This window comes from Candidatus Limnocylindrales bacterium (genome assembly GCA_035626395.1).
Lineage (GTDB): Bacteria > Desulfobacterota > Binatia > UBA1149 > CAITLU01 > DASPNH01.
Genome location: DASPNR010000002.1, coordinates 584,314 through 597,863 on the forward strand (window position 1 = coordinate 584,314; position 13,550 = coordinate 597,863).

At 68.9% G+C, this 13,550-nt stretch carries 9 protein-coding genes; 3 read left to right on the forward strand and 6 right to left on the reverse strand.

Annotation, left to right across the window (positions count from 1 at the left end; all coding sequences use genetic code 11):
- Window position 1: 1 nt before the first annotated feature.
- The 4 genes from VEC57_02965 to VEC57_02980 all read right to left on the reverse strand — a co-directional run bounded on the left by VEC57_02965 (window position 2) and on the right by VEC57_02980 (window position 6,104).
- Complete coding sequence (locus tag VEC57_02965) at window positions 2-1,678, reverse strand: alkaline phosphatase family protein (GenBank protein ID HYB98075.1); 1,677 nt, start codon at window positions 1,676-1,678, stop codon at window positions 2-4.
- Between the two features lie 12 nt (window positions 1,679-1,690).
- Complete coding sequence (locus VEC57_02970; GenBank protein HYB98076.1) at window positions 1,691-4,336, reverse strand: sulfatase-like hydrolase/transferase; 2,646 nt, start codon at window positions 4,334-4,336, stop codon at window positions 1,691-1,693.
- A gap of 119 nt (window positions 4,337-4,455) precedes the next feature.
- A complete protein-coding gene (locus VEC57_02975; GenBank protein HYB98077.1) occupies window positions 4,456-5,292 on the reverse strand; it encodes an ATP-binding cassette domain-containing protein in 837 nt (278 codons plus the stop codon).
- 8 nt (window positions 5,293-5,300) lie between these two features.
- Window positions 5,301-6,104, reverse strand: coding sequence for an ABC transporter permease (locus VEC57_02980; GenBank protein HYB98078.1), 804 nt, complete (start codon window positions 6,102-6,104; stop codon window positions 5,301-5,303).
- Window positions 6,105-6,337: 233 nt separating this feature from the next.
- Between VEC57_02980 and VEC57_02985 the strand changes: the two genes are divergently transcribed.
- Window positions 6,338-8,296 (forward strand): wax ester/triacylglycerol synthase family O-acyltransferase, encoded by a 1,959-nt coding sequence (locus VEC57_02985; GenBank protein HYB98079.1) that lies wholly within the window; start codon window positions 6,338-6,340, stop codon window positions 8,294-8,296.
- Between the two features lie 140 nt (window positions 8,297-8,436).
- Here VEC57_02985 and VEC57_02990 read toward each other — a convergent pair whose 3' ends face one another.
- On the reverse strand, window positions 8,437-9,360 hold the full coding sequence (locus VEC57_02990; GenBank protein ID HYB98080.1) for a glycosyltransferase family A protein: 924 nt from the start codon (window positions 9,358-9,360) through the stop codon (window positions 8,437-8,439).
- Between the two features lie 7 nt (window positions 9,361-9,367).
- Window positions 9,368-11,104 carry a type II secretion system ATPase GspE gene (gspE, locus tag VEC57_02995; GenBank protein HYB98081.1) on the reverse strand — a complete coding sequence of 579 codons (1,737 nt, stop codon included), beginning with the start codon at window positions 11,102-11,104 and terminating at the stop codon, window positions 9,368-9,370.
- 467 nt (window positions 11,105-11,571) lie between these two features.
- On the opposite strand from gspE, the gene VEC57_03000 reads away from it, so the two are divergent.
- Entirely contained in the window at window positions 11,572-12,660 is a 1,089-nt protein-coding gene (locus VEC57_03000) for a hypothetical protein (protein ID HYB98082.1), read from the forward strand.
- A 154-nt stretch (window positions 12,661-12,814) separates the two neighbouring features.
- Window positions 12,815-13,540 (forward strand): hypothetical protein, encoded by a 726-nt coding sequence (locus tag VEC57_03005; protein ID HYB98083.1) that lies wholly within the window; start codon window positions 12,815-12,817, stop codon window positions 13,538-13,540.
- The last annotated feature ends 10 nt before the right edge of the window (window positions 13,541-13,550 follow it).

Here is a 13,550-nt window from a genome sequence, read left to right on the forward strand (position 1 = left end):
GTCAGTTCAAATATCCCAGATCCCGCAGCCGCTGCATGACCTCGGCCTCTTCGGCGGCATCGTAGTCGCGCGCGGCACCGCCGCCGTCGCCCTCGCCCGCGGCCTGGCTGTGGCGCACGGGATTGTCGGCGCGAAACTGCGCCGACAGGACTTCCTCCAGAACTCGCCCGTCCATGTCGTCGGGCACGGGCTGTCCGAGCAGATGAAGGATCGTCGGCGCCAGGTCCTGGATGCTCGCGCGCGGCGGCGGACTGCCGGCGGCGATGGCGCCGCCGGCAGCGATGAAGGTGCCGTTGTCGCGATGCATGCCCGAGTAGCGGTAGGTGGCGTCCCAGATGCGGCTCGAGCCGAAATCGGACAGGCCGTAGAAGATGTCGGCGTCGTCGTGCGGCAGCAGGATCAGATCGGGCGCCTCGTCGATGCGCGCGCCGTGGTAGACCTCCTCGCGACGGAGCACGCGCGACACCAGCGGACGGCCGAGCTCGGGATCGCGGTATTCGAGGACGGCGCGCGCGATCTCCTCGCGCGTGCGATCGTAGTCGGCGCCGCGCTCGACGCAGCCCTGTGGCTCGCGGCCCTGCACGTTGAGGAAGACCGACCCGTAGTGGCGGCCGTAGGAGTACGCGCGCGAGCGCGGCCAGTCCACGTTCAGGAACGACAGGAAGAAACGCTTGAGCACGCTGTCGAAGGAGTAGACGTTCTTGTACTCGGCATGCTTGGCCACGCCGAGCCGGTCGGCCAGCCGATGGACGTTGCGCAGGCTCAGCCCGCGCCGCAGCGCGAAGTGCTTCAGGCGCGTCGGCAGGTCGCCGGCCAGGCGCAGGAAGCCGAGCTCGAGCAGCAGGTTGTTGAGCACGATGAAGCGCGAGGCGCGTCCCATGCCGTGATCGGACATCAGCAGCACGGTGACGTCCTTGCCGGCCTTCTCGATGACGCGCGCGATGTCGGCATCCAGGCGCTGGAAGTAGCGAAGGACGGGGGCCGAGAGGTCTCGCGTGTCGCCGCTGGGCCGCCACGGGTGCTGCGGGTCCAGGTAGTGCCAGAGCTGATGGAGGATGCGGTCGGTGTCGAAGTACACCGTCATGAAGAAGTCCCAGTCGTCGCGATCCATCAGATGCAGCGTGGTGCGCGTGAGCAGCTCGAGCAGCTCGTCGCTGGCGCGGAAGAACGCCTCCCTGCCGCGCTCGGAGAACGTCTCGGACGGATAGATGCGGTAGTCGCCGACCTTGGCCTGGATCTCGGCGCCGAGCTCGCGCGGATACGTGTAGTCGGTGGCGAAGTACGGCGTCATCCAGCCGCTGATGAAGGTGCCGTTGACCGGCTCGACCGGATACGAGATCGGCACGTTGATGACGCCCACGCGAAGGCCGGCATCGCTCAGCAGCCGCCACAGGCTGCGGCCGCTTCGCATCGTCGCGTTGACGGGCGGAAACACGTAGCCGCCGGGCCGCCTGTACAGGAAGTCGTAGATGCCGGTCTTGCCGGGATTCTTGCCGGTGGCGAAGGTGCACCAGGCCGGGCCCGACGTCGGCGGCATCGTCGAGGCCATCACGCCGCCCGTGCCCTGCGATAGCAGCCGGGCGATCGTCGGCATGTGGCCGGCACGCGCCCACTGCTCGAGCAGCGGAAAGGGCGCCCCATCGAGGCCGATGACCAGGACACGCTTGCGAGCAGCCATGAGGAGCGGGTCTTACCAGCGCCAACCGCGGCTGCGAAACCGAGCGCGCATCGCAGCGATGCGTTGCGCCAGATCGGCGGCGTCGTCGCGGCGCTGGTCGACGATGTTGCGCGTCTCGCCCGGATCGGCGGCCAGATCGTAGAGCTCGCGACGCTCGGGCGTGTCCTCGGTTGGCGGCCGCCCGCTGTCGATCCTCTCCTTGGCCCTGCGCGGATCGGAAGGCGCGCCGGCTGGCGTGACGATCATCTTCAGGCCGCCCGAGCGCAACGCGAACGGATGATTGGGGCGCGGGCCGATCGCGAAGCAGTCGCGCGTCAGCGATCCCGCCGGTGCGTCGCCTCCGCGCAGCTCGCCTGCCAGCGAGGTGCCGTCGAAGTCGTGCGGCTGCGGGTCGACGCCGATCAGATCCAGCAGCGTCGGCACGATGTCGACCGTGCAGGCCTGCGTGCGAATGCGCGCGCCGGCCGGGATCTGGCCGGGCCAGGTGAAAACCAGCGGCACGCGTACGGTGCTGTCGTAGAGGAACCAGCCATGCTGCAGCAGCTCCTGATGCTCGGTCAGGCTTTCGCCGTGGTCGGCGGTCAGGACGACGAGCGTGTCGCGATGGCCGGAGCGCTCGATGCCGCCGAGAAGCGCGCCCACCTGGTGATCGGTGAAGCGGATGTCGCCGTCGTAGCGCCGCACGTAGTAGGACAGTCGCCGCTGCCCCTCCAGCACCTGGTATCTCGGAATGACGCCGAGGCCGAAGTTGCTGTCCGAGAACTCGAGCTCCGGATCCTCGCCGAACAGGCGCGCCGGGTACTGGAAATCCTTGCTCCACCACGCCTGCGCCGAGTTGTAGGGGCCGTGCGGGTCGAGCAGATGCACCCATAGGAACCAGGGTCTGTCGCGCGCGGCGGTGCGCAGGTGCCCGAGCGCGAGCGCCACCACGCGATCGTCCGTGCTGACCGTTGCGGGCGGCTCGATGGCGGCAACCTCGAAACGCTCGAAGCCCTGCCCGAACCCGTGCGCATCATCGACGATGCGGTTGGCGATGAACGCAGCGGTCGAGTATCCGCGCCCGGCCAGGATCTCGGCGATCGTCGTTGCCTTGTCGGGCAGATTGGCGCGGTTGAACGCCACGGCATGGCGGTCCTGATAGACGCCCGTGAGCAGCGTGGCCACCGCGGGCGCCGTCTCCGGCGCGCTCGCGATGGCGTGCTCGACGACCGTGCCGCGTGCCGCCAGATCATCCATCCACGGAGTGGTGGGATTGTCGTAGCCGTACATCCCCATGTGATCGGCACGCAACGTGTCGATGGAGAGGAACAGGATGTTGGGCGGCTCCTCCGGCGCGTGCGGCCGCCCCTGCGGCGCACCGTTGCAGCCCCCCTGGGTCATCAATACGGCCGCCGCAGCCAGGCTGCCCAGCATCCCGAAGGCCCGCCGAAGCGTCCAGCGCAGCCCGCGGCGCATCAGCTCGAGCGTCGACAGTTCGCGCACGTAGGCCTCGAGCATCTCGGTGCTTCCCTGCGGATGCGTGAGCAGGCCGAGTCGCAGCAGCCGGTCCTTTTCGTGATCGCCGGCGAACGCCGGCGCCTCCGCCCACTGCAGCAGCGGCGCTGCGGTGGCGGTAAAGCTGGCGTGCACGGCGGCGTGCCGGCGGCCTCGATCGCCGATGCGGTGCAGAGCCGACGGCTCGGCGGCCAGCTCGAGAAGCGCTTGCGCGAGCGACTCCGGATCCTGGCGCGCGCATCCCACCGCCAGCCCCTGCTCCACCAGCACCGCGCCGGCTTCGCTCAGCGCCGTGGTCAGACAAGGCAGTCCGTGCGCGAGCCATTCGACGACACGGTTCTCGGCGCCGAAGCGGCGTTCGTACAGCGGCAGCTCGATGTTGAGGCCGACGTCGGCGCAGGCGTAGATCGCCGGCAGCCGCGGCGAATCCACCCAGCCCAGCAGATGCACGCGATCGCACGAGCCGGCCAGCTCCAGGAAGCGCCCATAGCTGTGCTCGTCGTGACCGGGAATGGCGCCGCCCGTGACCACGACATGCATGCGCGAATCGCGCGCGAGCGCGTCTGCGGTCGCACGGCCGAGAGTGTCGACGTCGCACCAGGTGTTGAAGCCGCCCGAGCACAGCGCAACGAACGCATTCTCGGGGATGCCGAGCTCTCGCCGCGTCGCCCTTCGAAGGCGGTCGCGATCCTCGCGCGTGGCTGCAGGCGCCTCCGCGGCGCATGGGATCACTTCGACGAGATTCTCGCCGGCGGTGGCGGCGGAGAGGCGCCCGGCAAGGCCGAGCTGGCCGATGAGCGCGTGCGAGTGCGCGTGCGACACCGCCGAGAAGCGGTCGGCGGTTTCGAGCACCGGCGCGAGCAGGCTCCAGAAGTGGACGAGGCTCCAGTCGCCGCCGCTGCGTGCGGCCTTGGCCTGCGCCTCGCTGAGCAGGTCGCCGAAGACGTCGGCCCACATCGGAACGCCCAGGCGAAGTCGGCGCGCCAGCGCCGACGCATACACGGTGACACCGACCATCGCCTCGGGCGCGAACGCTTCCATGCGATGTCGCACCGCCTGACCGGCAAGCCGCTTCTCGTCGGTGAAGAACACCTCGATGCCTTCGGGCGCAGACGGCGCGGCGCCCGGCTCTTCGCCGTCGCGGCATACGCAGGCCAGGAGCACGCGGTGCCCTGCACGTGCCAATGCGCAGGAAAGGTGCGCCGCGCGGAGCCCCGGACCTGCGTGGCGAGAGGCTGGCACGTGAGCAGGCACGCCCATGGCGACCATGAGGACGCGACTCATCAGGCAATCCTCGGATGCGCACGATGCGCGCGTGCGAGAGCCGCAGCATCCGTCCGCTGTGCTACGGGCGCGGCCTCGGGCGGCAGTCCAGCGACCGCAGCGTCGCTGGCCGGTGCATCCACTCGCGGAATCCGTGCGGCCGCGGCGACGGCCGCGGCACTCTCCACCATCCGTCCCGCCTCCAGGCGAAGGACGTCATCGGCGACGCGCTCGACCAGCGCCATGTCGTGCGTGACCAGAACGATCGCGGTTCCGCGCGAGCGCAGGCTGGCGATGCGGTCGTCGCAGCGCGAGCGGAAGTCGGCGTCGCCCACCGACAGCACCTCGTCGACCAGAAGCACGTCGGGCTCGCCCGCCGTGGCCACAGCGAAACCGAGACGGGCCGTCATGCCCGAGGAATAGCTCTTGACTGCCACGTCCATCGCATCGGCCAGGCCGCTCATCTCGACGATGGAATCGTAGTCGCGGCGCAGCTCGCTCAGACGGCGGCCGAGCAGGACGCCGAACAGGAAGACGTTCTCGCGGCCGGTCAGCTCGGGGTCGAAGCCGGCACCGAGCTCGATCAGTGGCGCGAGGCGGCCGCGCACGGCGACGCTGCCGGCACTGGCCGGAACGATGCCGGCGAGCGCGCGCAGCAGCGTGGTCTTGCCCGCGCCGTTCGGCCCCACCACCGCGGTCACCCCTCCGCGCGCAACATGCAGCGAAACGTCGCGGAGAGCATCGAACCATTCCACCGACGGCGGGCGCCGCTGCACCGTGCGAACGAACAGCTCGCGCAGCGAGCGCACGCGGTGATGTTCACGGCGCAGCCGCACGGTAAGGGAGCGGGCATGCACGGCGCAGGTCATAGATAGAGGTGGAACCTGCGCGACAGCCGCTCGAACACGATCGCCGCCGCCAGCGCTGCAGCAGCGGCCAGCGTCGTGGCCGCCAGCAGCGTCGTCGCGTCCGGCCCGGTCCCCGCCCACAGCGACTGGCGAAGCGGCTCGATGGCCCAGTGCATGGGATTGAGGATGAGGAACGCATGCCACTGCGGCGGGATGACCGAGGCAGGGTAGACGACGGGCGTGGCGTAGAAACCGATCAGCAGCGCGCCTTCGACGAAATAGCGCACGTCGTGGAAGAAGACGTTGGCCGCCGACAGCAGCAGCGCCGCCGACGTCGCCAGCAGAACCAGCGGCACCAGCGACGGAATGGCGGTCACGGCCGCGGCCGGCGCCAGCAGTCCGGCCGCCATGCTCAGGCCGACGAGCAGACCGAGCGAGAGCGCCAGGTGCACGAGGTTGGCCAGGACCACGGCCAGCGGGAACAGCATCGGCGGCGCGCTCACCTTGCGCAGGATCGGCGCGGCGGCGTGCAGGCTGTCCATCGCCTGCATGACCGTCAGCGAGAAGAAGCCCCACGCGAACACGCCGACGATGACGTAGACCGGATAGCGCTCGATCTGCGGGAACACGCGCGCGAAGACGATGCTCAAGACCGCCATCGCCATCAGCGGCTGCAGAAGGCTCCAGGCAAAGCCGAGCACCGAGCGGCGATAGCGCACGGCCAGCGAGCGCGACACCAGCACGCGCAGACAGTCCCAGCCGGCGCCGTAACGCGGGCGCGCGATGCGCAGAGGCGTGATCACTTGCTGCGGTCTGACCACAGGTGCGTGTTTTTGGGAAGCGCACGCATCGGCGCATCGGCATCCGCGCACCCGCGGCATCGGCGACGGCGAGCGCCACACCGGCGCCGCAAGCGTGGGCGCGGATGCTCGCGCGGCGTCGTCCGCTGCTCGTGCCGCGGCGCCTGCGCCCCACCGGCAGGGGAAGCTGGCGATGCGCCTTCCCTTCGGCCGCGGCGTGCGCTACGTCGTGCGCCTTTCTCGCGGAGGCTGCCATGCCCAGATACGCCTATGACCGCCTGAGCTTTCTCGACAACTCCTTCCTGATCATGGAGAGGGAGAACACGCCGATGCACATCGCCGGCACCGCCACCTTCGATGCGGCGGCGCTGACCAAGGAAGACGGCGGCATCGACATCGACCGCATCCGATCCTACGTCGAATCGCGCCTTCATCTGATCCCGCGCTACCGCCAGCGGCTGCAGCAGAGCTGGTTCCTCAGCGCACCGATCTGGGTCGACTACGATCATTTCAACATTCACTACCACGTGCGACACACCGCGCTGCCCAAGCCCGGGGACGAGCGCCAGCTCAAGCGGCTGTCGGCTCGCATCATGTCGCAGCACCTGGACCGCGCGCGCCCGCTGTGGGAGATCTGGATCGTCGAGGGCCTCGATGACGGCGCCCGCTTCGCGATGGTGAGCAAGGTCCACCACTGCATGGTCGACGGAGTTTCCAGCGTCGACCTGATGAACGTGCTGCTGACGCCGTTTCCCATCGAGGAGTTCGAGCCGGCGCCGCGGTACGTTCCGCGGCCCGCGCCGAGCGAGCTCGATCTTCTCATGGAAACGGCCGGCGGAATCCTTCGCCTGCCGCTCGACGTCGGCAGCAAGATCACCGACCTCGCCACGCAGGCCGGCGATCCGCGCTCGGACGTGCGCGCCAGGCTTCGCGCGCTGCGCGGAATGGTCGGCGAGATCGTCGGCACGAGCCTCCGTAACGCCGACACGCCGCTGAACCAGAACGTCGGCCCGCACCGTCGCTTCGACTGGCTGGCGATGGAGCTCGACGCGATCAAGGCGGTCAAGAATCGCCTCGGAGGGACGGTCAACGACGTCGTGCTGGCGACCGTTGCCGGAGCGCTGCGGCGTTTCCTGGAACGGCGCCGCTTCAGCTGCGAGGGCATCGATTTTCGGGTGATGGCGCCGGTGAGTGTGCGGGCGCAGGACGAGCGCGGCGCTCTCGGCAACCGCGTCTCGGCCTGGATAGTGCCGATGCCGCTGACCGAGCGCGATCCGCGACGGCGGCTGCAGGTCATTCGCGAGACGACGTCGCATCTGAAGGAAGCCAAGCAGGCCATGGGCGCCGAAGTGCTGGCGCAGGTCGCCGAGTGGACGCCGTCGACGATCCTGTCGCTTGCGGCCGGCATGGCAACGCGTGCCCTCCCCTTCAATCTCGTCGTCACCAATGTCCCGGGGCCGCAGGTTCCGCTCTACATGCTCGGCGCGCGCATGCGCGACAACCATGGCTTCGTCCCGCTGCTGGATGGCCTGTGTCTGGGCATCGTGCTGTTCAGCTACGCGGGGCAGCTCTTCTGGGGTCTGACGGCGGACTGGGATCTGATTCCGGACCTGCACGACTTCGTCGAGGATATCGAGGAATCGTTCGCGGAGCTGCGTCAGGCCGCCGGGACGATCGAGGTTCGCGACGGTGCTGGCGTCGAGGCTGGCGACGGTGCTGCGCCGGCGACGACCGCGCCGGAAACGAACGGTTCGGAGACGGCGACTGTCACGGGCACGACGGCAGCCGGCAAGGCTGCGGTGATCCCGGGCAGCGCCGAGAGCGAAAGCCGCATGCAGAACGCGGTGGCGGCGGCGGCGCGCAAGGCGGCCGAAGCCGCTGCGCAGGCCAAGGGCGGCGCGGGGCGTACGGCCGGTGGCGCTGGTGCCGCCAGCCCCGGACTCGGCGTTGCGCCTGCCCGCGCCGGCGGCGAAGCGCACGGTGCAGCGCAGGCTCACGCCGCATGGCAGCCGGAGCGTCCGCTGCCGGTGCAGGAGGAAAAGGCGGCCAAGCCCGCGCCTGCGCTCAAGGCTTCGGTCAAGCGCGTGTCCCCGAAGCCGAAAGCGGTTGCGCGCAAGGCCAAGCCCGGTCCCAGCTCATCGACGACGAAGCGAAGCAGCGGACGCAAGCGCCCTTCGGGTGCGAACGGCTCGGATTTCCAGACGCAGCACTGAGGTGTGGTGGTGTCGCGCTGCCGCGGCGGCGCGTCGGCTTGCTCGAAGCAGTCAAGCCGCCACATCGCGCGTCCCGGCGGAACCGCGCCTACCTGGAGTTCCTCCGGCAGCCCCGCGAGTGCACGCGTGATCCGGAGGCGTCAGCGCAGGAGCTCGAGTCTCTCACCGACGCAGGCCTCCGCGTCGCGCGCTCCACGAACGAAGCCTGCGGTCCACCATACGAGGCCCAGCAACAGCACCGGAGAGAGCTGCGTCAGGGCAACCACGCCGGAGAAGCCGCTGCGCAGCTGCCAGGCCGCGATCCGCAACAGCCGCGCCGGCAGCAGCAGCGGAGCCAGCCAGCGGTAGCGAACGAAGACGGCGCCCGATACCGACGTCATCCGTCGCGCGGCGGCGGAGGTCAGGCCGAGCCGATGCTGATGCGCGAGCATCTCGGCGAAACCGGCCGGATGGCGGTGGTGCGTGCGCACGCGCGCGCTGAGCCCGACGCGGCAGCCGAGCCGCTGCAGGCGATGCATCAGCACCAGGTCCTCACCCGGCCACATATCGGGAAACCCTCCCGCGCGATCGAAGACCTCGGCGCGGCAGAGCATCGTGGTCGAAGGCGGCAGCCATGCCGGCGGCGCCGCATGCCTTCCCTCGGCTTCCTTGAACTCGAGCAGGTGCCGGGCGCGAGCGACGACTCCGTTCCCGTCGCACACCACGCGTGCGCTGATCGAAGCCAGGCCGCGCCCGCACAGCTCGCGCTGAAGCGCAGCCACGCCGCCGGCGTCGAGGCTGCAGTCGGCGTCGATGAACAGAAGGAAATCGGCATCGCCGGCATGGTCGCGGCCGACGTTGCGGGCGGCGCCGGCGCTCAGCGCCGCCGGGCCGGCGACGACTTCGATGCGAGGATCGACCTCGACGCAGCGCCGCGCGACCTCTGCCGTCGGATCGTCCGCAGACGTCACGACCAGGATGCGGGCGATCGGATCCTGCAGCCGCAGCGATTCGAGGGTACGTTCGAGCGTCGCCTCCGCACGGCGCGCCGGGACGATGGCGACGCAGGTCGTGCGCGCCGTCAAATCGCGCCTACTGGTCCTGCGTCACGCGCAGCACTTCACCGACGGTCGTGACGCCGTCGGCGACCTTCCAGTAGCCGTCGTCGCGCAGCGTGCGCATGCCGTGGCTGATCGCCTCGCGCTTGATCTGGTCGGCGGTAGCCTTGGCCACGATGAGCTTGCGGATGTGGTCGTCCACCGACAGCAGCTCGTAGATGCCGCTGCGGCCGTAGTAGCCGGTTCCGGCGCACGTCGGGCAGCCGACGGCATCGTAGACCTTGACCGGCCGCCCTCGCCTCTCGCCCAGGGCCTTGAGGAATTCGGCCTGCGCCGGAATCTCCTGGCGGCAGTTCGTGCACACGCGGCGCACCAGTCGCTGCGCCATCACGCCGAGCAGCGAGGATGCGAGCAGATAGTCCTCCACGCCCATGTCGAGAAGTCGCGACACCGCGCCGGCAGCGTCGTTGGTGTGCAGGGTCGAGAACACCAGGTGACCGGTCAATGCGGCCTGGATGGCGATCTCGGCGGTTTCGGCGTCTCGGATCTCGCCGATCATGATCACGTCGGGGTCCTGACGGACGATGGATCGCAGCCCGTTGGCGAACGTCAGCCCGATCTGGCTCTTGACGTGAATCTGGTTGACGCCTCGCAGCTGGTACTCGACCGGATCTTCGATGGTGATGATCTTGAGCTCGGGCGAGTTGATCTTGTCGAGCGCACCGTAAAGCGAGGTCGTCTTGCCCGAGCCGGTCGGGCCGGTGACCAGGATCAGGCCGTGCGGCTGCGCGATCATGTGCGTGAACGTGGCCAGCGTATCGTCGGGCATTCCCAGCTTCGTGAGATCCACGACGACGCTGCTGCGGTCGAGAATACGCAGCACCACGCTCTCGCCGTACAGGGTCGGCAGCGAGGAGACGCGAAGGTCGATCTCGCGTCCGACCAGCCGCAGCTTGATTCGCCCGTCCTGCGGAAGGCGCCGCTCGGCGATGTTGAGCTTGGCCATCAGCTTGATGCGCGAGATGATCGCCGCCGTCATGCTGCGCGGCGGCGGGTCCTGGTCGTGCAGCACGCCGTCGATGCGGTAGCGCACGCGCAGCTCGTTCTCGAAGGGCTCGACGTGAATGTCGGAGGCGCGCTGCTCGACGGCACGCGAGAGCATCTGGTTGACGAGGCGGATGACGGGAGCCTCCGAGGCCATGTCGCGCAGGTGCTCAACATCCTCCTCGTCGTCGTTGAGCACCTCGACGCCTTCGCGCTCGTCGGCCGCCGCGCCGCCCTCGAGCGTGCCGTAGACCGCCTCGAAGCGTTCCATCAGGTCGCGCGTGCGCATCAGCGCCGGCTCCACCATCAGGCCGGTGACCTGCTCGACCAGCTCGATGGCGGCCCTGTCGCCGGGATCGGCCATGGCCAGGCGCAGCGTCCCATTGGTCCGCTGGACGGGCAGGATGCGCGCCGAGCGCATGTATTCGACCGAGATGTGCTCGAGGTTGAACGTCTCCTCGGGCAGGTCCGTGCTGCGCAGCAGCGGGACGTTGTGGTAGCGGGCAAGGACCGGAAGCAGGTCGTCCTCGGACAGGAAGCCCAGCTCGACCAGCATGCGTTCGAGCCGCTCGCCCTTTTCGGCGGAGAAGCGGCGAACCTTGCGGAGGTCATCGACCGAGACCTTGCCGGAGGAAAGAAGGATATCGTCGAGGCCGCTGGAGACGGCCGGCACCACCGCCGGCTCGGCCGGCACTTTGGAAAGGTCCACGGTCTGTTGGGTTGCCATCGCGGGCCAGCCTGCCCCGATCCCCTGCGGCGCTCAACCGGGATTGCGCAGGCGATGCCGGTGCAGCCAATCCCCCGCGCCCGCCCGATCCCCGCGGGTGCTCGCGCGGCGGCCGCTCGACGCCGCGGCCGCCGCGACAAGCGCATGACGGCGGCGCCGATGAACGCCGGTCATGAATGTCGGGACCGGCCGCCGCGCAGGTGGTCGCGTTGAGGCGCGCATCACAGGCCGCGTTCGTGCGTGACCGCCACGCAGGCGCGCCCGGATGACGCACGGCGGCACACTGCATACTACACGTCAGTCACGGACGCGCCGCCGCAAGGCCGCAAAATCGCACGTCAAATCTCTGGCTGTCCGAGTGACAACTATGTAGAACACCGTCTGCCCGGGGGAAAAATACGGGCGAGTCGGCCGGACGTTCCGGGGACCGGGCTCGCCCCTCAAACCCTATCCAAGGAGGGAAGGGAATGACCATCCGTTCGACCAAGGGGAGCATCGCTCTGCTTTCGATGCTGGCGGCACTGGGAATGGGCTCGCAGGCATTGGCGAGCACGCTCACCCAGAACGTCTCATGGACGATCGACCGATCCGGTACCTCGACCAAGTACCGCATCACGGCCTACGGCGATTCCATCTACGCCGGCTACAACGGCTCGACCACCAACGCCGCCAAGTACGCCGCGACGACGGTGGATGCCGAGTATCTGTCGGCTCTGTGGAACGCGGACATCGAAAACGTCCGCCGCTGCAAGTCGGGCGCGGTAGCCAAGGACATCTACGACAACAAGATCGTGGCCGAACGCTCCTACATGCAGAGCACCAACACTCGCGTGGTGACGTTCGAGATGTGCGGCAACGACGGCCTCCAGGCGCGCAGCAGCTTCAAGAACCAGACCGGCACGTGCAGCTACACGGGCATGAACACCGCGCTGAACAACTGCACGACGTACCTGCAGGCGGCGATGTCGTACATCAACTCGAACGCCTATGCGGGCACGAAGCTGAAGGTCGTGGCCAATCTGTACTATCCCGGCTACGACGCCGATAACGTGTTGAGCAGCTGCACCGACTCGACCACGGGTCAGAAGGTGAACATGCGCGATACGTTCCTGCCGTACCTCGCGAAGATGAACTACCGTGCGTGCAACTTCGCGCAGCAGTACGGGTTCAAGTGTGTGGACAGCTTCGCCGAGTACATGGGCCGCGATTACGACTGGAATGGCGACGGCGCGGTAGACTCCGAGGCGCTGAAGTACATCCCGGGCGAGAGCGAGTCGGCGTACGTTACGCGTATCACCTCCACGCTGAAGTCCACCCTGCGGGACGCCAATTTCAAGGCCGTCAACTCGAGCACGACCTACGATTACATCCAGTCCGACAACACCCATCCCACCTACACGGGCGGAACGGTGACGGCGGGCCTGTTCGGCGGCACGACCGGCAGCGGCGCTCCGCGCTACACGTCGTTCACCAACGGCAAGAGCCCGATCTGGAATCAGTACGGCCACGAGCGCATGGGCTGGTCGTTGTCGACCTGGAACCCGCTGGCCCCGTAATCACGTCATCGCAACCGACGGCGCTCCGGCCGTCACGCAAGGCCGCGCTCAGCATGCTGAGCGCGGCCTTGTCGTCTGCGGCGCGTCGGGTCGACTGCGCGACGATCGAGATGGCGAGTTGCCGTACGTGCACCCCGAAACTAAACCTCGTGCAATGAACGATGGCGCCAGAGGCAGCGGGCCCGCGCGCGGCGACGGAGCCGTACGCATCGTGCAGGGCGATGCGCGCGCGCGCCGGCATGCGGTTCTCTATCAGGCGGCGGCCGTGCTGCTGGTAGGTTGCATGGCCGCCTACCTGCTGATGCCAGGCTCGCCGACGCCGTCCGCGCCGCAGGCCGCATCGTCGCCGCTGCCGGCCGACGCCGCGGCCATCGACGCGACACCGGCCTTGACGCATCGCCCGCTGGCGTTGCATGCGCGGCGCAGTCCCTCCGGACTGGCCGCGTCCACGGGCCGCCTTGCCACGCCCAAGCGGGCTGCACCGGCACAGCCGCAGGAGCCGGAGGGGGATCCCACGCTCGACATCTCCGCGTTCATCCCGCCCGGCGAGACTCCCACCGCCGGCCAGCTGATCGAGGAGCTGCACAAGCGCGGCATCTACGACGGCATTGCGGCCTTTCCTCCGCCCGGCACCAGCCCGCCGCTGGAAGGCCTGGCGGTCCCCGAGGACTTCGAGCTGCCCGAAGGATACGTGCGCCACTACCAGGCCACCGACGACGGTCAGCGCATCGAGCCGATCCTGATGTTCTCTCCCGATTACGAGTTCTTCGACGAGAATGGCCAGCCGATCCCGATTCCGGAGAACGGCGTCGTGCCGCCCGAGCTGGCGCCGCCGGGACTGCCGATCCGCCGCGTCGACATCCCGCAGAACCGGGAGTGAACGCCGCCGC

Excerpts from the sequence above, each read along its gene's own strand:
- VEC57_02965 (HYB98075.1), bottom strand. The coding sequence starts at position 1,678 with ATGGCTGCTCGCAAGCGTGTCCTGGTCATCGGCCTCGATGGGGCGCCC.
- VEC57_02985 (HYB98079.1), top strand. The coding sequence starts at position 6,338 with ATGCCCAGATACGCCTATGACCGCCTGAGCTTTCTCGACAACTCCTTC.
- gspE (HYB98081.1), bottom strand. The coding sequence starts at position 11,104 with ATGGCAACCCAACAGACCGTGGACCTTTCCAAAGTGCCGGCCGAGCCG.
- VEC57_03000 (HYB98082.1), top strand. The coding sequence starts at position 11,572 with ATGACCATCCGTTCGACCAAGGGGAGCATCGCTCTGCTTTCGATGCTG.
- VEC57_03005 (HYB98083.1), top strand. The coding sequence starts at position 12,815 with ATGAACGATGGCGCCAGAGGCAGCGGGCCCGCGCGCGGCGACGGAGCC.